The 22,997-nt window shown below is 44.6% G+C and carries 18 protein-coding genes; 10 read left to right on the forward strand and 8 right to left on the reverse strand.

The window, feature by feature from the left end; translation table 11 throughout:
* Positions 1-21: 21 nt before the first annotated feature.
* Positions 22-153 (forward strand): hypothetical protein, encoded by a 132-nt coding sequence (locus Aba26S_RS06300; RefSeq protein WP_004655460.1) that lies wholly within the window; start codon positions 22-24, stop codon positions 151-153.
* 141 nt (positions 154-294) lie between these two features.
* Positions 295-1,578, forward strand: a complete 1,284-nt coding sequence (locus Aba26S_RS06305; protein WP_005239487.1) for a ribonucleotide-diphosphate reductase subunit beta — start codon at positions 295-297, stop codon at positions 1,576-1,578.
* 490 nt (positions 1,579-2,068) lie between these two features.
* On the opposite strand, the gene Aba26S_RS06310 is transcribed toward Aba26S_RS06305, so the two are convergent.
* The 5 genes from Aba26S_RS06310 to Aba26S_RS06330 form a co-directional block, all read right to left on the reverse strand.
* Positions 2,069-2,572, reverse strand: a complete 504-nt coding sequence (locus Aba26S_RS06310; RefSeq protein WP_005239488.1) for an SRPBCC family protein — start codon at positions 2,570-2,572, stop codon at positions 2,069-2,071.
* 108 nt (positions 2,573-2,680) lie between these two features.
* Positions 2,681-3,682, reverse strand: coding sequence for a carbon-nitrogen hydrolase family protein (locus Aba26S_RS06315; protein ID WP_043970819.1), 1,002 nt, complete (start codon positions 3,680-3,682; stop codon positions 2,681-2,683).
* On the reverse strand, positions 3,679-4,725 hold the full coding sequence (locus Aba26S_RS06320; RefSeq protein ID WP_043970820.1) for an AraC family transcriptional regulator: 1,047 nt from the start codon (positions 4,723-4,725) through the stop codon (positions 3,679-3,681). Before Aba26S_RS06320 ends, Aba26S_RS06315 begins: the two co-directional genes overlap by 4 nt.
* Positions 4,726-4,798: 73 nt before the next feature.
* A complete protein-coding gene (locus Aba26S_RS06325) occupies positions 4,799-6,007 on the reverse strand; it encodes an alkane 1-monooxygenase (RefSeq protein ID WP_043970821.1) in 1,209 nt (402 codons plus the stop codon).
* Positions 6,008-6,575: 568 nt separating this feature from the next.
* Positions 6,576-7,127 carry a TetR/AcrR family transcriptional regulator gene (locus Aba26S_RS06330; protein WP_043970822.1) on the reverse strand — a complete coding sequence of 184 codons (552 nt, stop codon included), beginning with the start codon at positions 7,125-7,127 and terminating at the stop codon, positions 6,576-6,578.
* Between the two features lie 1,081 nt (positions 7,128-8,208).
* Here Aba26S_RS06330 and mqo point away from each other — a divergent pair.
* From mqo to Aba26S_RS06345, 3 genes are all read left to right on the forward strand, one after another.
* Positions 8,209-9,849, forward strand: coding sequence for a malate dehydrogenase (quinone) (gene mqo, locus Aba26S_RS06335; RefSeq protein WP_043970823.1), 1,641 nt, complete (start codon positions 8,209-8,211; stop codon positions 9,847-9,849).
* Positions 9,850-9,927: 78 nt separating this feature from the next.
* The gene (locus tag Aba26S_RS06340; protein WP_043970824.1) at positions 9,928-11,169 is read left to right on the forward strand and encodes an MFS transporter; all 1,242 of its coding nucleotides are present in this window, start codon (positions 9,928-9,930) and stop codon (positions 11,167-11,169) included.
* Positions 11,170-11,207: 38 nt separating this feature from the next.
* Positions 11,208-11,663: a hypothetical protein gene (locus Aba26S_RS06345; RefSeq protein ID WP_005239510.1), complete on the forward strand. Its 456-nt coding sequence runs from the start codon at positions 11,208-11,210 to the stop codon at positions 11,661-11,663.
* Between the two features lie 52 nt (positions 11,664-11,715).
* Here the strand turns inward: Aba26S_RS06345 and Aba26S_RS06350 are convergent, their stop codons facing one another.
* Complete coding sequence (locus Aba26S_RS06350; RefSeq protein ID WP_005272995.1) at positions 11,716-13,776, reverse strand: choline transporter; 2,061 nt, start codon at positions 13,774-13,776, stop codon at positions 11,716-11,718.
* A gap of 117 nt (positions 13,777-13,893) precedes the next feature.
* Positions 13,894-15,504 (reverse strand): BCCT family transporter, encoded by a 1,611-nt coding sequence (locus Aba26S_RS06355; protein ID WP_043970825.1) that lies wholly within the window; start codon positions 15,502-15,504, stop codon positions 13,894-13,896.
* Between the two features lie 265 nt (positions 15,505-15,769).
* Here Aba26S_RS06355 and betI point away from each other — a divergent pair, with 265 nt between their 5' ends.
* The 4 genes from betI (at position 15,770) to Aba26S_RS06375 (ending at position 20,494) form a co-directional block, all read left to right on the forward strand.
* On the forward strand, positions 15,770-16,396 hold the full coding sequence (gene betI, locus Aba26S_RS06360) for a transcriptional regulator BetI (protein ID WP_005239515.1): 627 nt from the start codon (positions 15,770-15,772) through the stop codon (positions 16,394-16,396).
* Positions 16,389-17,861 carry a betaine-aldehyde dehydrogenase gene (gene betB, locus Aba26S_RS06365; protein WP_043970826.1) on the forward strand — a complete coding sequence of 491 codons (1,473 nt, stop codon included), beginning with the start codon at positions 16,389-16,391 and terminating at the stop codon, positions 17,859-17,861. The genes betI and betB overlap by 8 nt, the downstream gene beginning before the upstream one ends.
* Positions 17,862-17,951: 90 nt before the next feature.
* Entirely contained in the window at positions 17,952-19,646 is a 1,695-nt protein-coding gene (betA, locus tag Aba26S_RS06370; protein ID WP_005239517.1) for a choline dehydrogenase, read from the forward strand.
* 65 nt (positions 19,647-19,711) lie between these two features.
* Positions 19,712-20,494 (forward strand): TorF family putative porin, encoded by a 783-nt coding sequence (locus Aba26S_RS06375; protein ID WP_043970827.1) that lies wholly within the window; start codon positions 19,712-19,714, stop codon positions 20,492-20,494.
* A 71-nt stretch (positions 20,495-20,565) separates the two neighbouring features.
* Here Aba26S_RS06375 and Aba26S_RS06380 read toward each other — a convergent pair whose 3' ends face one another.
* A complete protein-coding gene (locus Aba26S_RS06380) occupies positions 20,566-21,741 on the reverse strand; it encodes a zinc-binding dehydrogenase (RefSeq protein WP_043970828.1) in 1,176 nt (391 codons plus the stop codon).
* A gap of 356 nt (positions 21,742-22,097) precedes the next feature.
* On the opposite strand from Aba26S_RS06380, the gene prs reads away from it, so the two are divergent.
* The gene (gene prs / locus Aba26S_RS06385) at positions 22,098-22,976 is read left to right on the forward strand and encodes a ribose-phosphate diphosphokinase (protein WP_043970829.1); all 879 of its coding nucleotides are present in this window, start codon (positions 22,098-22,100) and stop codon (positions 22,974-22,976) included.
* Positions 22,977-22,997 lie beyond the last annotated feature (21 nt).

Below are 22,997 nucleotides of genomic sequence, written 5' to 3' on the forward strand. Positions count from 1 at the left end.
GTTGCTATAGAGGCATCGATCATGTTCCATCTCAGTCATAATTATCAATTTGGTGTGATTGTTCTGATTTGTGCCTTTCTAGTGTTTTATATCCCCCTCGTTTACGCGTTTTTTAAAATACGTAGACAACAGCGTAATCAAAATAAGTCTTAGGGATTGTCGGTGCCATTGGTCACTTTTTAAAACTCAATCAATAAAACTTAATTTTGCTTACACAAATTGAGCGTATAGTAGGACATCTCCTTGCTTGAGATGTCTAAATAAAAGATATAAAGCAACGAAGAGAGAATTGATATGTCTATCCTTAGTTGGGACGATTTTGAAGATGATTCGCAAAAACCGACTACACCTGAACACAAGTCTGCGACCATCGACTCGCAAAAAACGACTAATACGCAAGTGGTATCTGATTCAGAGCAATCATCGCCGCGCATGGCAACTGCACAACCCGCTGGAACCAATACCGTGCGATCAACAGATCCCACCGATTCGTTGGCACGAGCATCTGCTGCCTTAGAACACCTCGATGTTGCACCAGGCTTGGAAGAGCTTGAAATGGGTGCACAGCGTGTTCAGGTGGATGATAAAGCAATGATCAACTGCCGCGCAGACTTGAACCAGCTTGTTCCATTTAAATACGAGTGGGCTTGGCAGAAGTATCTTGACGGGTGTGCAAACCACTGGATGCCGCAAGAAGTCAACATGAACCATGATATCGCGCTTTGGAAGTCTGAAAATGGCTTAACTGAAGATGAGCGTACCATCATCATGCGTTCTTTGGGTTTCTTCTCGACTGCAGACTCATTGGTTGCAAACAACTTGGTGTTGGCGATCTACCGTCACATTACCAACCCAGAATGCCGTCAGTACATCTTGCGTCAAGCATTTGAAGAAGCAATTCACACCCATGCTTATCAATACTGTATCGAATCTTTGGGTATGGACGAAGGCGAAGTCTTCAACATGTACCGCGAGATTCCAAGTGTTGCACGTAAAGCATCATGGGGCTTGAAGTACACTCAATCGTTAAGTGACCCTACTTTCCATACAGGCACACCTGAAAACGACCAACGTTTATTGCGTAACTTGATTGCATTCTATTGTGTTCTTGAAGGGATCTTCTTCTACTGTGGCTTTACTCAAATCTTGAGTATGGGTCGTCGTAACAAGATGAATGGTGTTGCTGAGCAGTTCCAGTATATCTTGCGTGATGAGTCGATGCACTTGAACTTCGGTATCGACATGATCAACCAAATCAAGATCGAGAACCCGCACTTGTGGACGGCTGAGTTCCAAGAAGAAGTGATTCAAATGATTCTTGAAGGTACCATGCTTGAGATCGAATATGCGCGTGACACCATGCCACGTGGTGTATTGGGTATGAATGCAAGCATGATGGAAGAATACTTGAAGTTCATCTGTAACCGTCGTTTAGCGCAACTTGGTTTACCTGAGCAGTTTGCTGGTGTAACTAACCCGTTTGCGTGGATGTCTGAGATGATGGACTTGCGTAAAGAGAAAAACTTCTTTGAAACGCGTGTAACAGATTACCAAACTGGTGGTGCGTTAAGCTGGTAGAATTTAACGTTATCCATTGAAATAAAATAAGTAGACATTTGATTGAACTACTTAATCATGGATACCAATATTTCCATTATTGGTATCCATGATCTTTCAGCTAGTTTTCTAACAAAACTGTTTTTAAAGCAGTGCTTTACCTAGATCAAGCAAGAAACACTTTTTTCAGTTCTAGCATTGTTTTAGATATGACCTATGCATGAACATCCAAAATAACTACCACAAAATGCAAGATAACAATCTTATCATCGGCAGTGTTACATCTACTGCACAGACTACAAGCCCGAGAAAACTCATCAATTTACCCCTCTCCAACCGATCTAGTGCTGGCTGAACAAACTAATCAGCATTACAGGTTTACCCATAAGCATTGCTCAAAAATATATATTGAGAAAACAATGGGTTCTCCAAAGAATCTAGTTTTAATTCAACTACAGGACACCTAGGAAACAGTTAAGACGGTTAAGGCCTGATATCAAATCAGGGCTGACTAATACCGTCCCGATTTAAAATGCTTCTCCGTATCACGCTTGAAACTATCAAACAAAAATAGCTTGTTCGGAAGCTCAACCAGATCAAACAGCATTTTTAAACCTTTGCGCGGCTCAAATGCAAAGCGCCAGATGAACTCACAACCTTCTTCAGTTGGTGTGACCCGATAATCTTCGGCAAACATCGCCAAAAATGGAGTGTTCATTTGTTCCACGTAAAACGCATGACGACGATTGACCTCATCCCAAATAAAAAAACGCTCCCGTAATTTCACGGCGTTGAACACCACACCAACGGCCCTCGTAGTGCCGACTGCAAAGGGACGTTCTGACGTATATTGACCATTCAGCATTTTGCACCACGCCAGAGGACGGTCGGCCGTCAGCCCAGCCCAGACCTGATCAGCATCTACAGGAAGCCTCATCACGTAGCTATAGTGATACGTCGCTGTTTCAAATATTGAATCGTCTTGCGGTTTGTTTAAATTAAACCAAAAAGCCATGTCTGCTCCAAAAGGATAAGGGTGATACATTGATAGTGGAGATTCTGCTGCTTCCTCTCTAGCGAGAAAAGCCCATGTATGCCGTTTGTCTTTAGCATGCAGTGCAACTTATAAATCTGGTGCAACTAAATTTGGCAAGTCATGTGACTCTAATGCTTGCCATGGAAAACAGCCCAGTCTGTGACGCAGTTGGTACGCCAAGGTGCCATGAAGATTAGCCGCGTGCCAGCCTAAATGAGTCATCGGCGTGACATCAAAAATCCAGTATTGATCTGGGATTGGATCGATCGGTTTGGGTGTATTCAGCGTGACGTCTGCAGCTACATGCCCCTCACCATCCTCAAAACTGAGTCGTGCGAGAATATGTCCCTCACGATCGCAGATTTGCGATTCACCAATCATTTCGGTTTCCCAGCGGATACCAGGCAGCATCGGAGTGTTACATCGTATCTTGCCAACATGCGCAGCATGAGCAATCGGCACTCCTGTCAATCTTGCAACCTGCCCAGGCAATTCATATTGCTGCCTTTGATAAAGGGCATGTTCACGTCGCATGAGCCAACCTACAGGACCGTGCCAATTAAGAGGCAATGACCACCAGCACATTCCTCCCAGTATCAACTGTACATTTTCGGCATGCACACGTGCCGCAGTGCCGGTACGAGCCCACTCCCAGCCAGACATAAGGCCGACTTTACACCCAAGACTTTGACATGTAACAACGCCATGATCATTGCCACCCACATAAAAATTCTGCTCCCACGCCGTGGGAATATCCTTGTCATGCAAATGCACCAGACCTGTAGGCTCTGCCAGCAGATAAGTCCCGTAGCTATGCTTACCTCGTATAGATAGAAAGCCACCAGCCAAGACAATGCCAAGTTCTCTGGCTAGACGTCGCATGAGTTGAAATGGTCTGCCATCAATAGGCTCAGGCGTTGTACGTAAAATCGGTGAATAGACATTCGGTGAAGTAAATGCTTCAGGTAAGACAATGATTTCAGGGGCGTGCTCACGATAAGCATCACGAATCAGCGCTTCGACACGGAGCAGATTGGCATCCACGTCACCGAGCGTTAAGGTAGGCTGTACAACGGCGATCTTGGTCATGACATGCTCTTCACATTAGATGGGATTTGGGGTGGCAGGCGGAACTCTGAAGGCGTTTTTCCAGTAAGACGTTTGAACGTACGTGCAAAGTTTGCCGAACTACTGAATCCGAGATGCTGCGCAATCTCCGCGATCGGTTTTTGTGAGTGCTCAAGCAATTCTTTTGCATAGGCTATGCACACCTCATCCAACAGTTGCCGGAATGTTGTACCTTCCTGTGACAATCTACGCACCAATGTCCGATATGACATCTTCAAGCTTTGAGCCACAGATTCAGTATTGATGATTCGCTGTTCATCCAGATTAAGATACAGCAATCGCCTGACTTGCAAACTCACGGATTTATTATGATTTCTTTGGAACCGTATACGGAGTTCCTCCACCATCTGACGTTGCAAGGTTTGGTTTTGCGTCAAAAGTGGAGTTTCTAGCAGCGCCCGCGGGATCACAATGCTATTTTTATCGGCCTCATGCTGTACGTAAAGATGGAAGAACTCTTCATATAAGGCATCTGGATAGACTGAGGCATGCGCAAACTTGACATACACGCCATCCAAGGGTGTGAGTATGAATGGTAAGAAGCTATGCAGAGCACCCATTACCATTTCTGTGAAAAATGCATTGTGCTCGCCAAAATCAGTCACCCGCTCAAAGTTCACATGAACCTGATTGCCAAAATTCTGACGACTGACTTCAAACGCTGGCATCACTAGCGGGAAGAACTCAATTGCAGCATTCAGCGCATCTTCAAGCGTACGTGATGCAAGTGCCAACAAGCCCAGCTTACCATGTGCCGTGACAGGGAAAGCATCAAGGATCTGGAATAAAGCCGGACGATCAGACATGCAGTATTGCTGAGTCAGGGTATAAGCTCGCATAAATTGCTCCCCATCAATCATTCCGCCGTGATTGCGTCGCTCTTCATACCGAACACCGCATTGCCGATGAAAATCCTTTAGATCCTCTTCGTGCGGACAAATGAGTGCCTCGCATACATCCAGATACTGTATAGGAAACTGTAAGGACTTTAACGGTACCATCATGGCGTCAACCTAAGGATACAGATCATCTAAAATTTAACTTAACCCATGCTAGATGGGCTAATCAATGCCCGTATTACTGGCTTTCCAGCGCCAAACTATCTTTCTTGCCAAACTTGGCAAAAATTCGTGCACGAGCCTTGGGGTAAATATTGGCTTTGCTTAGATCACCCTGATAATGATCAACTACGCGCTGATCCATGAGTTTAAACCACCAGACCGGAATAATCGTAGGTAAAAGTAGCCCGGCATAGCCACCAGGAAGCTCTGGGATATTGTTATAATGACGTAAGGTCTGAAAAGGACGTGTGGGATACGCATGATGATCGGAGTGACGTTGGATCTGATACAGCAATAGGTTCGTTATCAAGCTATTATTGTTCCAGCTATGCTGTGGCATAGTGCGCTCATACTGGCCGTTTGGCAGTTTCTGCCGCAACAAGCCATAGTGCTCTACATAGTTGATGGCCTCAAATAAAGTCACACTATATACCGCCTGAGTAATCTGGAATGGAATGACACGACGACCAAACAAGGCAATTAAGCTGGCGTGGAAAGCTGTGGACATGGCCCAACCCTGTAATAGTTCATTCTCCATAGACCACCAGCCTTTGCCTTTTCTTGCCAACCGTGCGCTCTCAATCTGGATAGCCGACTTAACACTACCAATCACTGAGCGCGGCAGAAAGCGCCAGAAAGACTCACCAAGCTGGGCCGAGGCCGCATCTTCTGGGGTCGCAACATGCTTATGATGTCCAAATGGATGCTCTACCCGAAAATGGGTATAGCACGAAGGGGCTAATGCCATGTGAGATAGATGGTGGTATTTTTTCTGCGGCTTATGACATAGCTCATGTGCCGTACCCACTGCAGTACCGTTCACAGCACCTAACGTAGCACCCATCATGATTTGGTCAATCAGCGGAGTACCTTTACGACTGACGGCATAAGCCGCGACCAGTGTAGTCAAATATTGTAATGGAATAAACGCTGCAACAAGCTGCATATAATAAGGGTCTTGCTCCAACGCTTTAATTGCCTCATCGGGAACATTACCGCCATCCTCTCCGATGATTTTTTCCAAAACAGGAATCAGTCCATGAATAATTGCTGGCCCAGCCGCGGCCAGAAATCTTAATTTCTTGGGTGCGAGCACATATCCTGTTACAGCAGCAAGACCAATGACAGGCAAACCAGGACTAAATAGCCATAGATAGCGTTTAGGGTCTTGATAGGGATCTTTTGCAGATTTCTGCTCAATGGGTAGTGGAACCTTGCCATTCATATCCTGACTCCTGTCATACTTTGTGCATGTAATGAAGTGAACTTTGGCTAGTCTGATACGCGCTTCTGGAGCATGGAAATCACGACTATGCAAAAGAGTTTTCTTCATTAAATCAGGCTTTGAAATTCCGTTGCTGCCACGTACATTCAATTCATGCCATTTATGGTGATAGCAAGTCGATATCCATCAGTAAAATCGTTGACAGATACATCTACTGGATAAACGTAATACTTAAAGAGTTCAAGAACAGGACAACAAACAAAACAGGAGCCATTTAAGCAAACGCAATCTGATGCACTTGATAATGTCTGATCAAAATCAATCAAGGTGATCACAAGAGTTTGTCTTGCAGGGCTGTATTGCTTTGGGTTTTCCATTCCCAAGTAAAAACAGATGTTCTCCTAAAGCTGGTCATTGATACCTCCGTTTCACAGGAACAGTAGGATGCCATTTTATAATCATGCCAATATGATTGGGCAACATTCAAATTTTGGAAAATTAAAAATGACCGCTGTTCTATCATTCAACACCATCAATGTGTTTCTATAAGGCTACAACTAAGCAACCCTTATCCTATCCCCACCATCCACCCTTCCAGCAACTTGTCTTTATCCTCTGTATGACCACTCAACAACCGCACCATTGCCCCATCCACCATAAACAAGAACATCTGCGCATCTACTTTTGCAGCATTAATATCCACTCTTACCAACAACATATAAATTTCACGAATCAGCCAGTTTCGGTACTCCACCACGATCTCATATGCCTTTGGATAACGTGTTTTAATTTCAAAAACCGCCCGAAACAATAAATGGTACAGCCCTTCCAGATCGGTATGTAGACAGAAAATCTGTTTTAGTTTTTCGCGTTCTGATAAGTTTTTATCGGCATAAATAATTGAACGCACTTCTTTTTTGAGTGCCGTTCTCTGTACATTCAGCACCATTTCGATCAACTGTTCTTTGGAGTGAAAATATTTATAAAATGTGCCTTTGGCAACTTGTGACGCCTCAATAATCAGGTCGACCCCAACATGATGAAAGCCATCTTGGTTAAACAGTGTTTGCGAGGTATCCAAGACTTTTAAAGCACGATAAGTCAAAGCAAAAGGTGGCATATCATTTCCATGATTGAATAATTTTTTGTTGTTGCTCAACCCGATCAAGCAGCCATTTATGCTGCAATAAGCAAAAAAAGGCATGCAAAGACCCGCTAAGACGGCTTGAGCGCATCTCAAGTTTTATTGTTGATATGATTTTTTAGTCGTGACAAAGCAGCGCTTGAAAAGCCTAAAGGCAATCAAACGGCGTCAAAGACTAATGAAGAAGAATAAAAATACAGTGCATGGCCAACTCCTACAAAATTCGGAATACTGCCAAGACATAAAGATTATGGTGGCAGGGAGAAAGAGGGTTGACAGACTGAACCTAAGAATCAGCACGCCCGAAGGCGTCCCCCTTTCGCCCTACCGCTACAAAAGGGGGACGAACGAGTCTACATCAAAAAAACAAGGTTTTTCAATGCACTTAGGAAACGGTCTGTCAAAACCGGCTGGCGATGTAGGCCAGCGCTTAAAGAATAATCGGTGGGTTTAAGGGTGTCAATGTTACACTTCAGGCCAAAGAAATTTTATTGTTATTTTTCAAATATCTATATTATTTATTAATTTTAAATTATGATATAAGTGTATTTTTACAATCAAATAATAGACTTTAAAACTCAAATTTAAACCATTTAGGCCAATCCAACATATTCATGAATATGAGTAAAATAAGCCTATCGTAGCCATCTTATCGGGTATATGCATTGGATCGCGGTAGCTAGGAATAAATCAGGCAGTGTTGTGAAAATTTTTACACCATTATGCATAGCTGAGCCAATTTTTTATTGTGCACATCATCGTATCTGGTCAAAATGTGACTCATCTCTCTAAACTATAAACCTCAGATTTACTAGAACTTTACACAATAAAAATACAATATTTAATCTAAAGCGACTTGATTTGTACATTTTGAAACACTAGTTCAACCAAAACACCATCTAAATTAAAGTAAAATTCATGAACTAACCTCTCTGACATCAGTGTAAAGGCCAACCCTTTGCTGATGTACCTTTATTGCGTCTGTATCATCATTTAAATTCTTTCTCTCTATATCGCTTGTCATATAGAGCGTCATTTAATTTTTAAGGTAAATTGAATGAAAAAATTTTGGAAATATTTATTAGTACTGATCGTGGTACTGATTATTATTGCAATTGCCTTTCTTTTTAGACCAGTTGCGTCTAAGGCAATTAAAACCACCAACAACGAACCTACTGTCGATGTTGTACTGATCGGTGGCGGGATCATGAGTGCCACTTTAGGTACTTACCTCAACGAATTACAACCAGACTGGAACATCCGCATGTATGAACGTCTTGATGCTGTTGCACAAGAAAGTTCAAACGGTTTTAACAATGCGGGTACAGGCCACTCTGGCTTTATGGAAATGAACTATACCGAAGAAAAAGACGGTAAAATGGACATTTCTAAAGCCATCAACGTGGCTGGCCAGTTTGAAATTGCCAAGCAATTCTGGGCTTACCAAGTGAAACAAGGTGTGTTAGAAACACCAAATACGTTCATTAACCCAGTACCACATATTGCATTTGTGTGGGGCGATAACGTGAACTTCATGGAAAAGCGTTATGCTGCCATGGTTCAAAACCCGTTATTCGCGGGCATGAAAATGAGCGAAGATAAAGCTGAAATTCAGAAATGGGCACCTTTGGTGATGGATGGTCGTGATCCTCAACAAAAAGTGGCAGCAACCCGTATGGACGTTGGTTCTGACGTGAACTACGGTGCAATCACCACTCAGTTGATCAACCACCTCGAAAAGAGTCCAAACTTCAAACTCAGCACTTCAACTGAAGTAACTGGTATCAGCAAGAATGACGACAACACTTGGTCTGTTGCATTCAAAGATTTGAAATCTGGCAAAGTTGATCATGTTAAAACACGTTTCGTATTTATTGGTGCGGGCGGTGCTGCAATTAAATTATTGCAAATGACTGGCTTACCAGAAGCACAACAATATGCAGGCTTCCCTGTAGGTGGTGAGTTCCTTGTGACTGACAACCCTGCGGTCACTGCAAAACACACAGCCAAAGTCTATGGCCGTGCTGATCTTGGTGCGCCTCCAATGTCTGTTCCACATATTGATACCCGTTATATCGACGGTAAAAAATATGTGTTGTTTGGCCCATTCGCAACCTATTCAAACAAGTTCCTGAAAAATGGTTCACAACTTGATTTGCTTGCATCAACCAACAAAAACAACGTCTTGCCGATGGCTGCAATTGGTCTACAAAATGCTGACCTTGTTCAGTACCTCGTCAGCCAAGTGTTGATGTCTGATGCTGATCGTTTCAACGAGTTGAAAAAATACTACCCTGAAGCTGATCCAAAAGACTGGCATTTACAACAAGGTGGTCAACGCGTTCAGATCATCAAAAAAGAGCCGGGTAAACCTGCGAAATTGCAATTCGGTACAGAAATCTTTGCATCTAAAGACAAGTCTGTAACGGCGTTATTAGGTGCTTCTCCGGGTGCATCAACCTCTCCTTACATCATGCTCAACTTGCTTGAAAAAGCATTCCCAGAGCAAACCAAAGGTGTTTGGAATGAGAAATTGCATGAGATCGTTCGTTCTTATGGCAAAGACCTTTCAACTGATCCTGCGTTGTTAGATCAAATCCGTCATTATTCAAGTTCAACGTTGGGCTTGAACTATACGACACCTGCAAACTTGGTTCCTGCCAAGAAAGTCGAAAAAGCGGAAGCTGTTGCACAATAAGCAAGGCCAAGCCTAAATCAAAAGGGAGGAGTTTCGGCTCTTCCCTTTTCTCATTCTGCCTTTTATATTTTTCACCCTATGCCTTCTGCTGTACCCGATTCTGCTTTTGCTGCATTTGCCAGTCGTGACTTTAGGTTATTGACCCTCAATCAATGCTGTCTGACCTTTGCGGTACTGATTCAAGAAGTGCTGGTGGCGTTTCATCTGTATCAAATCACCAAAAACCCGCTGATTCTCGGCTTGGTCGGGATCATGGATTTTTTGCCTTTTCTCGCCCTGTCTTTATGGGGAGGGTATATTGCTGACCGCTTTAACCGTCAGCGTATTTTGCAAATCAGTTTTAGTTTAGCCATTCCCCTGTCGCTTGGCTTATGGATCTGCTTTGATCTGTTTCAGGCGGATAAAATCAGTTCCAACCTCTTACTGATTGCAACCTTCAGTATCCTGTTTTTATTTGGCTGTATTCGCGGTATTTATAGCCCCTGCTTTAACTCCTTACGCCCCTTTGTGATTCCCGAACATCTGTATGCCAATGCGGCAACATGGACCAGTATATGCTGGCAGGCCTGCGGCATTCTTGCCCCTGTAATCGGCGGCTTTTTGCTGGCTCATCTCGATTTAGAGATTACCTTTGCCGTGATCGTGGCACTTTTTCTGATCGGTTGTATCGCGCTGTGGTGTTTACAAAAACGAGCGTTTCCGCAACTGCAAACCGAGTCGATCACACAAAGCCTGAAAGAAGCACTACAATTTATTTTTAAAACCAAAATTATTTTCTGGGCCATATTTCTCGATCTTGGTTCCGTTTTCTTTGGTGGAATTATCGCGCTGCTCCCCATTTTTGCCCAAGATATTTTGCATGTCGGTGCCGATGGTTTTGGTTTATTACGCGCTGCACCTGCGTTTGGCGGCTTGCTGATGATGGTGGTTTTAGTCCGCTATCCACCCAAGTCCAGACCATGGCAAATCATGTTGATTGCCGTGGCAGGCTTTGCACTATGCACTCTGTTATTTGCTGTTACCAGACAACTCTATTTTTCTGTCGCAGTTCTCATTATTATGGGTGCCTGTGACAGCATCAACATTGTTATTCGTCAAACCATACTGCAACTGATCCCCCCCAAGGACATGCTTGGACGCATTGCTGCCATTAATGGCATCTTTGTCACCTCAAGTAATGAACTGGGCGCCTTGCAGTCTAGTGTGATGACACGCTTTTTCAGCGTGGTGCCTGCAATGTTGATTGGTGGATCACTTTCTTTGCTCTGTGTTGTATTAACAAAGATCAAAACCAAAGATTTATTGAATTTTCGCTTTTAGTTTCCCAAACAAACTGCTATTTAAAAAACCAATGTAATATGAAACATACTTTGCCGCCCACTTCTGGCCTATCTAAATTTATCATTTTTTCCGTTTTTGTATGGCTCGTACTCTTGTGGCTACAGTCCACCTATATTGTGGTGATTGGTGGGCAAGCCTATCTGTTCTGGACCTCTTTGGGTCTGTTGATCCTGAATGTACTCAGCTTGCGCCCCAATATTTTAAAAAATCGAATTGCCTTGGCCATCACCGCCGTATTACTGGTCTATCTGCTGTTTAACTCGCTGTTTTGTACTTATCTGATGATTGCCTTCTATTGTATTTTCTACCTGTATTCTGGCGAATATAAACATAAACGCGCGATCAAACTGATCAGTTTATTTTTAATCATGATTATCTTCGCCATCTATCAAAGCCAGTCCTTGCATGAACTAAAAAGCCATTACGCACCTTATGAAACGGGTGAAACATGGCAAAAATACGGCGCCTTATAATTCAGCCCATAAAAAAAACCTCACAAGCAGTGAGGTTTTTTTTATGGAAGGTTTAGTCTTGTGAATCTGGATACAAAGGACGGTTACCAGGACTAATCCGATTGATATGCAAGAAAGTCATATGACGTTCATACTTATCCAGAATGTCATTAATCACCTGTTCTTTGGTGTATCCCACCAAGTCATTGTCCTGAGAACCTTCATACAAGAAAGTCTCTAAACGGTAGTAGAACTGCTTACCACGTTTACCACGCTCACTAAAGGTCGGTGCGATATAACGTACCGGCCAGATCTGGTACACGAAGTTATGCTCTTCTTCGATGTAGATGGTGAGATCCAGATGGTACAGGCTGTCGCTTTCATCGACCTCGCCCTGCGTCACTTCCACATTCATGCCACGCTTGATCAACTCATCCGCCACGGTCTGTACCGCTGGCTTACATACACTGTCGAGCATACGTTGAGTTTCACTACTGCCCGGATGATGCATGACACGGGATAAGCGCTGCTTCCAGTTCAGAATGTCCACGTTTCCGACCACAGGTGCCGCATTTAAGCTGCGACTGGCTTTACGATAATCCTCTAAACGCAAGGATTTATATAAGCCCGCCATCACCAATAACATCACAAAACTAAACGGCAAACCCATGATCACCGTGGCGCTTTGCAGAGCTGTAATCCCGTTCGCCATCAACATCGCGATCGTGAGTAAACCAATTGCAGTTGCCCAGAAAATTCTCAGCCAACGCGGTGCGTCATTGTCAACATTGGAGAACTTGGTGGTAAAGTTACCGAGTACCAAAGCACCTGAATCGGCAGACGTCACATAGAACAGCAAACCGGTAATCGTGGCCACACCCGCAATAAAGGCAAAGCCCGGATATTGCGCCAACAGGTCATAAAAACCATGTGCAGGATCAGTCAAAACCGTTTGTGCCAGTGCGGTGTTACCTTCAAAAATCACGTTATATAAAGCGCTATTTCCGAAAATAGACAACCACGTAATCGTAAATAATAAAGGAATGATCAGGGTGCCACAGACGAACTCACGAATGGTACGACCACGTGAAATACGTGCCAAGAACAGCCCCACAAATGGCGACCACGCCACCCACCATGCCCAGAAGAACAAGGTCCAACTGTTCATCCAGTCTTTCGGGCGGTCAAAGGCAAAACTTTCCAGCGCCAGACTCGGGAAACGGCTGATATAGTCACCAAAGTTTTGCACCAAGGCATTGAGCAGGAATTCGGTATTGCCGAGGAACAGGACGAACAACATCAGGCCAATCGCGGCATAGATATTGATTTCAGACAGCACCTTGATGCCTTTATTGACCCCTGCAGTCACCGAAATAATCGTGACAATTACAGCAAGACCAATCAGGGCAATCTGAATCCACAGGTTCTCAGGTACATCAAACAACACATGCAGACCATAGTTGATCTGAACGACGGCGATACCACAGGTGGTTGCGATACCAAAGATGGTACCAATTACCGCAGCGGTATCAACGGTATGCCCAATCGGCCCGTCAATTTTATTACCAAAGATTGGGTATAAGGCAGAGCGAATGGTCAGCGGCAAGTTATAACGATAACTGAAATAGCCCAAGGCCATCCCGACCAGTGCATACATGCCCCAACCGGTTAAGCCGTAGTGGAACAGGGTCCAGACCATGCCCTGACGAGCAGCTTCAAAGGTCTGCCCCTCACCCACAGGTGGATTCATATAATGAGATAGCGGCTCAGCCACCGAGAAGAACATCAAGTCCGTGCCGATCCCCGCTGCGAACAGCATCGCCGACCAACTCAGCAAGCTAAACTCAGGTTTAGAGTGCTTCGGCCCGAGCTTGATATCACCATAACGCGAGCAGGCAATAAAGATCACGAAGATCAGATACAGCGTTGCTGCCAATAAGTAATACCAGCTGAATTTATCACTGACCCAAGCCAGCACCACATTGAGTAAGTGGTTGGCAAAGTCATTAAAAAAAATCGTAACCAGTGCAAATGTTAAAATAAGTAGAGCTGAAACATAAAAGACCACACGATTTAACTGGTCTTTATTCGCTAATGTAGAATCATCAACCGCTCTTGGATTATCTGTTGCCATACAATCCTCAGGGAGTTAGAGAACAAAAAGAAAATATTCATCTACGTCTTTCCATCTTTGCATCAATGAAAAGACATGTCTGAATAAAAAATGAAAAATAAAAGTCATTTACCCGAATTACAATGTTTCTGATTTTTCAGTTATAGCTTGTGATGACTGAGTTACCTGCGTTATCACTTGCGGTGGTGTAGGACGAAATTGATCCTGTTTTAGTGCTTTGGCGAGGCCAAACATATACAGCAAAATAATAACGGAAAATGGTAAACCACACAGCACCACGGCACTTTGCATGGAGTGGAAACTCCCTGCCAACAGCAGACCAATACTGACAATGGTAATCACCACAGACCAGAAAATTCTTAACCAAATCGGCGAATCACTTTCATTGCTACCCCCTTTCGAGGACAGATTTGCGATCATGAGTGTACCAGAACCCACAGGGGTCAAAAACAATACGAAACAAATCACAACAACAATCCCGGCAATATAGGGATTGAACGGTAAAAATTCGAGAAGCTTAAATAAGGACAAAGCAGGGTCGGTCAGGACCAAGTCACCAAGGATTTTTTGCTTCTGTTCCAGAATAAAATAGATTGCAGTATTGCCAAAAATCGAAATCCAAGCCAAGGTAAAACCCAGTGGAATCAGGCAGACACCCAACACCACCTCGCGAATGGTACGGCCTTTGGAAATCCGCGCAATGAACATGCCCACGAATGGTGCCCATGCAATCCACCATGCCCAATAAAACACCGTCCACGAACCTAACCACTCACCTGCCTTGCTGTTGTAGAGATACATGTCAAAGCTTTTTGCCAGAAAATGATCGAGGTAATCGCCCATGTTCTGCACTAAACCATTGAGTAGATGATTGGTTGGGCCTGTCAGGAACACGAATAGCAAGAGCGCATAGAGTAAACGTAGATTGATCCGCGATAACCACGCCAAGCCCTTTTCAATCCCGACCACGGTGGTCATGGTCGCCACCGACATCATCAGCAATACCACGGTAATCAGTGTGGCTTGGTTATTCGGAATCTCAGGGAGAAGATAATGTAGACCCGAAACCAGTACCAAGGCCCCGATGCCCAAGTTAGTGACCAGAGAAATGACCGTGGCTAAAATCCCGAAGCCATCGACAAAATCTCCAATCAAACCATGAATCCGTTCACCAAAGATCGGATACAGTGCGGACCGCAAGGCCAAGGGTAAATCTCGACGGAAGGCAAAATAACCGAGTGTCACACCCAGCAAGGCATACAACACCCAACCATGAATGCCCCAATGTAAAAAGCTATACATCATCGCATCACGTGCAGCTTGTATGGTGCCGCCCTGACCTTCTGGTGGTCGAATAAAATGGTCAACGGGTTCAGCTACACCGTAATACAACAGTGCAATCCCGATCCCTGCTGAAAACAGCATCGAGACCCAAGCCAGATACCCAAACTCAGGTTTATCGTCATCTTTGCCTAAAGGAATCTGCCCAACCCGTGAAAAAGCCAGCCAAGCAACAAAACCTAAACAAACCACAATCACCAGCATGTAGTACCAACCAAACAATTGATTGGCCTGCCCTTGGATATAGGTTAACCAGAATTGGCTGCGCTGTGGAAACAACACAAACAATAGGCCAAAAATGCCAATACTGATTGCAGAGCTCCAAAAAACAAACAAATTTAAACGTACGGGTTGGGATGAGGATCCTTCATGACTGTTTGACACCATGTTCTTGCTCCTTGCAATTGGTGCATTTTTCTTAAAAAATAATGTGATAAGTGCGATTTAACACTTAGCTTCTTATCCATAAGAATCTTTGATTTATTACTTTAACGCTGATCTTTTCAATCAAAAATTCATTGATTTTTACAGATTATACTTTTTATTGATTGAACGTTCAATCAATAAAAAGTATGATAAAAAAATGTTATGATGCTCTACATTGAGAAATGTTGAATAAAAAGCACCTTGGCAGGGCTTTAAATGGATAAGCATGACAAAGCGTAGAGTTAAACCAGAGCATGTGCGACGTGAAGAGATTATTAACGCCGCATTTTATGTAATTTCTGAAGTGGGGTTATCCAATACCACCATTGCACAAATTGCAAAAAAGGCCGAACTATCGACCGGTATCGTGAGTCACTATTTTGGTGACAAACAGGGCTTAATCAATACCTGTATGCAGGAAATGCTCAACGTTTTGCGTCAAAAAACCGACCAATACAAAGCTGAAGCAGATGCGCATCCTGAAAGCCAGATCAAGGCCATTATTGATTCCAACTTCGATATCAGTCAGGTCAACAAACAAGCCATGCGGGTCTGGTTAGACTTTTGGTCGGCCAGTATGCACTTGCCCGAACTTGGACGTTTACAACGAATTAATGATCAACGCCTGTACTCCAATCTGAAACATTATTTTCTGATGTTGGTTGAGGATAAACAACAGGCCAGCATTGCCGCTCGCGGATTGGCGGCTTTGATTGACGGATTATGGTTACGTGGCAGTTTGAGCAGTCATGATGAGTTTGACAGCCAGTTGGCACGTTCCATTGCTTACGATTATGTAAAAACGCAATTGCAATTTGCGAACAAACCTTTGCAGGAGAAACAGAATGAGTGATGCACAAGTTCACCAGTTATATATCCACGGACGTTATGTCGCAGCAACCAGTGGTCAAACATTTAACAGCATTAACCCTGCCAACGGTGAAGTGATCGCAACACTTCAACAAGCCTCAAAACAAGACATTGAAGCAGCTGTTCAAAGCGCACAACAAGGTCAGAAAGTCTGGGCAGCCATGACCGCCATGGAGCGTTCTCGCATCCTGCGCCGTGCAGTGGATATCTTACGTGAACGTAATGATGAACTTGCCCGACTCGAAACCCTCGATACCGGGAAGGCCTACAGCGAAACCTCAACCGTGGATATCGTGACAGGTGCCGATGTCATCGAATACTACGCAGGTCTTGCCACGGCCATTCAAGGCGAGCAAGTGCCGCTACGCGAATCCAGCTTCTTCTATACCCGTCGCGAACCGCTTGGCGTGGTCGCTGGAATCGGTGCGTGGAACTACCCAATTCAAATCGCAATGTGGAAATCGGCCCCTGCCCTTGCTGCGGGTAATGCCATGATTTTCAAACCAAGCGAAACCACGCCGCTGACCGCATTCAAACTGGCTGAAATCTATACTGAAGCGGGCGTTCCAGACGGCGTCTTCAACGTCGTTCAAGGGGCGGGGCGTGATATCGGTCAATGGCTAACTGAACATCCTGTGATTGAAAAAATCTCGTTCACTGGTGGTGTTGAAACTGGCAAGAAAGTCATGGCCAGTGCTGCGGGTTCGACCTTGAAAGAAGTCACCATGGAGCTGGGTGGTAAATCACCCCTGATTATCTGTGATGATGCCAACCTTGACCGTGCTGCGGATATTGCTGTCATGGCCAACTTCTTTAGCTCGGGTCAAGTCTGCACCAATGGTACCCGCGTGTTTGTACCAAAAGCCCTGCTTGCTGATTTTGAAGCTGCGATTGTAGAACGGGTAAAACGGATTCGTATGGGCGATCCGATGGCGGAGCAAACCAATTTCGGTCCACTCACCAGCTTCCCGCATATGGAAAAAGTGTTGTCTTTCATTGAGTCAGGCAAACAGCAAGGTGCAAAACTATTGATTGGTGGTGGTCGTGCCACAGAAGGTGATCTCGCCAAAGGTGCTTATGTGCTCCCGACGGTATTCAGCAACTGCCAAGATAATATGGCGATTGTGCAAGAAGAAATCTTCGGCCCTGTGATGAGTATTCTCAGCTATGAAACTGAGGAAGAAGTGATCCGTCGTGCCAATGACACCACCTTTGGCTTAGCTGCAGGTGTGGTGACTCAAGACATTAGCAAAGCGCATCGTATGATTCATCAACTTGAAGCCGGTATCTGCTGGATCAATACCTGGGGTGAATCACCTGCTGAAATGCCAGTGGGCGGCTACAAGCAATCTGGTGTTGGCCGTGAAAATGGCTTAACCACTTTGGGTCATTACACCCGTATCAAATCCGTTCAAGTTGAGTTAGGTGAGTATCACAGCATTTTCTAATGCGCTCAGCTGTCACCCTCAAAATTAATCCTCTATGCCGAGCAATCCCATGATTGCCTCGGCATCCTCAAGAATAGAAAAGGGATAACGATGAATACTCAAGCATATGACTACATTATCATTGGCGCAGGATCTGCCGGAAATGTGCTCGCAACACGTCTGACTGAAGACAAAGACGTGACTGTTTTACTCTTGGAAGCCGGTGGCCCAGACTACCGTTTAGATTTCCGTACTCAAATGCCAGCCGCTTTGGCTTTTCCTTTACAAGGTCGTCGCTATAACTGGGCCTATGAAACCGATCCTGAACCTCACATGAACAATCGCCGTATGGAATGTGGTCGTGGTAAGGGCCTCGGTGGTTCTTCACTGATTAACGGCATGTGCTATATCCGTGGGAATGCCATGGATCTGGATCAGTGGGCAAGCATGAAAGGTCTGGAAGACTGGAGCTACGCCGACTGCTTACCCTATTACAAAAAAGCGGAAACCCGTGATATTGGTGGCAATGACTATCATGGTGACCAAGGCCCTGTATCGGTGGCAACCCCTAAAAATGGCAATAACGTGCTGTTCCATGCCATGGTTGAGGCAGGTGTACAGGCCGGTTATCCACGTACCGATGACTTAAATGGTTATCAACAAGAAGGTTTCGGTCCAATGGATCGTACCGTGACCCCTAAAGGTCGTCGTTCAAGTACCGCGCGTGGTTATTTGGATATGGCCAAAGGTCGTCCGAATTTAACCATCGTCACGCATGCCACCACCAATAAAATCCTGTTTAATCAAAAACAGGCGGTGGGTGTGGAATATATTATTGGCGCAGACCAAGCCAATATGAAACAGGCGCAAGCCAAGCGTGAAGTGTTGCTCTGTGCAGGTGCAATTGCCTCACCACAAATTTTACAACGTTCAGGCGTGGGTGAAAGTACCTTCCTGAAATCGATGGATATTGATGTGGTGCATGATTTGCCGGGTGTGGGTGAGAACCTGCAAGATCACTTGGAAATGTACTTGCAATATCAATGCAAGCAGCCTGTGTCACTTTACCCTGCGTTGCAATGGTATAACCAGCCTGCGATTGGTGCTGAATGGTTATTCAATGGCACAGGTGTGGGTGCAAGCAACCAGTTCGAAGCGGGTGGCTTTATCCGTAGTTCGGAAGAATTTGACTGGCCAAATATCCAGTACCACTTCTTGCCTGTAGCGATTAACTACAACGGCAGTAATGCAGTAAAAGAGCATGGCTTCCAAGCCCATGTTGGTTCAATGCGCTCGCCTTCACGTGGTCGCATCAAGCTCAAATCAAAAGATCCGTTTGAACATCCAAGTATCTTGTTTAACTACATGTCTACAGAACAAGACTGGCGTGAATTCCGTGATGCGATCCGTATCACCCGTGAAATCATGGCGCAGCCTGCGCTTGATCCGTATCGTGGTGAAGAAATCAGTCCGGGTAAACACATCCAGACCGATGCAGAACTGGATGAGTTCGTACGTAGCCATGCGGAAACAGCATTCCATCCTTCATGTAGCTGCAAGATGGGCGAAGATGATATGGCGGTGGTCGATGGACAAGGTCGCGTGCATGGCGTACAAGGCTTACGTGTGGTCGATGCTTCCATCATGCCATTGATCATTACGGGTAACTTGAATGCCACCACCATTATGATCGCAGAAAAAATTGCCGATCAAATCCGTGGTCAAAAACTCCCTCGTTCTGAGGCGGGCTATTACAAAGCAGGTACAGCACCTGTACGTCAAGCGCCGTTACGTCCAATACTATAAGGAAGAAATTCCTCAGGGGATACCCGAAGCTCAGCTTCGGGTTTCACTTCATTCAGGGAGAAATGATGAAAAAAACCTTATTTTTAATTGCCCCCTTCGCTTTTTCTTTTCAAAGCACCCATGCCACTGAACCTACCTCACCTTACTCTGCTAATATCACTGCAGCCAGCCAATACGTTTCACGTGGTTTTCAACAAACTTGGGGTAAACCTGCCTTGCAAGGGGGATTGGACTACAACCATAGTAGCGGCCTCTATGCAGGCACTTGGGCATCGACCGTAAGCGATCATTTTATTCGGGATGCCTCGGTCGAGTGGGATGTGTATACCGGCTATAGCCGCAGTTTTGGCGATGTCACCGTCGGTACCAAAGTTGCCTATTACTATTATCCCGGCGCGAAAACCACGGCTGAAACAGGCAATAGCCGCTTTGATTATGGAGAAATTATTCCTGAAATCAGCTACGGCCCGCTCAGCGTAAAATATGCCATCACTTATACCCAAGATTATTTTGGCAATAATTCGGATACTTTAGGCATCGGCAGCAATAAACACTCACGTGGCTCAGGTTATCTCGATGTCAATTGGCATCAACCAATCACACAAGGTTGGTCAGTCAATGCGCATTATGGCAACCAGCGCATTAAAAACTTTTCTGCCGCCAACTTCCAAGATGCCAGCTTGGCCGTCAACAAAGAGCTACCTTATAACCTTTCCAGCAGTTTGACCTATAGCAAGGCATGGGACAAAGACGGTTTTTATCAGCAATACAGCAATGGCAATCCTAACGCCAAAATCTCCAATCCGATTGATTCAACCGTGACTTTGTCACTGACCAAAAGCTTCTAATCCAAACTCGATCGTATGATCTGATATAAAAAAGCCGCTTCATTGAAAGCGGCTTTTTAAAATCTTGGATATTAAGGCTTGATCAGTTCAATCGTTGCGCCTGCACGTTTTGGATCAATCAGAATCTTGGCATGTTGTTCTGGATCACGCAGCGCCTCGAAAGCATTACTCACCCCTTTCAAGCCGACTACACCCGTAATCAACGGCGAACAATCGACTTTACCTTCCGCAATCATATGTAGCGTGTCACGGAACTCAAGCGGTGTATAACCCAACACATATTGGATTTCCAACTCTTTATTAATCGCCAAGGCAGGTTCGATCTTGTCACTTTGCATACACACGCCCACTCCGACGATACGTGAGAACAGCGGTGCACCCTCCAAGATTTGCTGCATAATCCCAGCCACGCCCACGCACTCAAAAATTACTGGGCGCTTTGGCAATATGCCAAGCTTATCGCCCACGCGCATGGCATTGACCCACGGTAATGAGTAGGTTTGAACCTTATCAAAAAGTCCCATTCCCATATTAATTGCCTCAGAGACATTGCCCAATAAACCCAGTTCTTTCCAGCTGCTAAATGGCGATTGCTGTTTAGGGTCAATCAAGATATCTGCACCACATTGCTCAGCCAAGCGACGGCGGTTCGGTGAAAAATCACTGGCAACCACCGTTTTAACGCCTGCGGCCTTGAGCATAATAATCACGCCCAAACCAACTGGACCACAACCAATCACGATGGCTGGCTCATTTTTCTTGATTCGACTACGACGTACTGCATGCAGCGCAACAGCCATTGGCTCAGTCAGCGCTGCACTGTCCGCATCTAGACCATTCGGCACTTCAAACATCAGACTGGATTGCACCAAAACCTGCTCTGCATAACCACCTGAAGCACTCGGTGACAAGCCCGTAGGAACATAGCCTTGTGGATCAACATTTAACAAGGGCATGGCACAAACCAAGGTATCCGCTTTCAATTTTCGACGTGTTTTAGGACCATAATCCAAGACCTTGCCACAGAACTCATGCCCAAAAACCAGTTTATCTGAGGACTTTGCCACCCCATTAAAGCCGACGCGTGCTGCCAGATCATGCATATGGTCACAGTGATGTTGCATATGTAAATCAGAACCACAGATACCGCAACGCACCACTTCAAGCAGGACTTGCCCCTTTGCAGAAACCAATTGAACACTGTCTTCCAGTTTCAGCTCAGCGTTATGACAAATCAGAGATTTCATAGGATGCTTTCCTTTTTTGTTTTATTTCCATTGTTCACCTTCAGTACTTTGACCTGTTGCAGTATCAAGCAAACAACACATGACTTAATCCTGACAAGGATAATTGTCAAAAACTATGACCTAAACCTCAATATATCGCAGCAATAAAGTCAGCACATGAGGTCGTTTAGGATAATCCGATTGATTGAAAAAAAGATTAAAAATTATTCTGTTTTAACTTCAAATAGATGAGTCTATTTTTCTGAATTTTTGCCCTATTTTTATTAAAACGCTCAAATTTAACACTTGCATTTAATAGTGTCATTATGCCAATATATATTTACTGGCTTTAAGCCACTATAAAAGAGAAACTAAAAATGACGATTCAACTTATGACAGCTCAAGCGAATGTTCCCATCGAGTTTTTGCAGTTTTCAGGTGGTGAACGTCATATTCAACTACAACCTGAATTATTAAACCAATTAACAGCTGACACTCAGATCAAAGCTTCACTGCATAACAGTTCAGATGTGATGGATTATCTATTACTGGAAAATGTGTTACTGCAACAAGGCACTCGCCTTTCGGTGGAAATCCCTTATTTTCCCTATGCACGTCAAGACCGTATCTGTGCACAAGGTCAGGCCTTCTCATTGGATTTAATGACCAAGTTATTAAATAGTAATAGTGAAAAATTTGCAGGACAACGTCAGAAAATTGTGGTGTGGGATTGCCATAGCCCAGTGACGCTGGAGCTGTTGCGCAAAAATACCCGCTTCCAACAGGTAATCAATATCGAACCGATTGAGATTATCCAGCAAAGCCCAGCATTGATGCAGATTTTAAGTGCCGACAATACGGTATTGATCTGCCCCGATGCCGGCGCAATACAACGCACCCAAGCGATTGCAAACGGTATCAATCCGCAACGCCAACAGGCCATAGAAGTGGTTCACTGTGAAAAGAAACGCGATCCAAGCACTGGCAAAATTAGAACAACGGCGGTGGATAGTCCTGATTTGACAGGAAAAACTGCCGTAATCACCGATGATATTTGCGATGGTGGTGCAACCTTTATTGGCATTGCCAAACAACTGCGCAGCCTAAACTGCCAAAACATTATTTTATATGTCACGCATGGCATTTTTAGCAAAGGTCTCGCGGTATTTGATGGCTTGGTCGATCAGGTCTTTAGCAGCAATAGCCTGCCTCAAACAGAAGCAAGCAAACTCAACATCATCAATGTTCAAAATTAAGATTTAAAGCACGAGGCCAAT

Source organism: Acinetobacter sp. NBRC 110496 (assembly GCF_000876115.1).
GTDB lineage: Bacteria > Pseudomonadota > Gammaproteobacteria > Pseudomonadales > Moraxellaceae > Acinetobacter.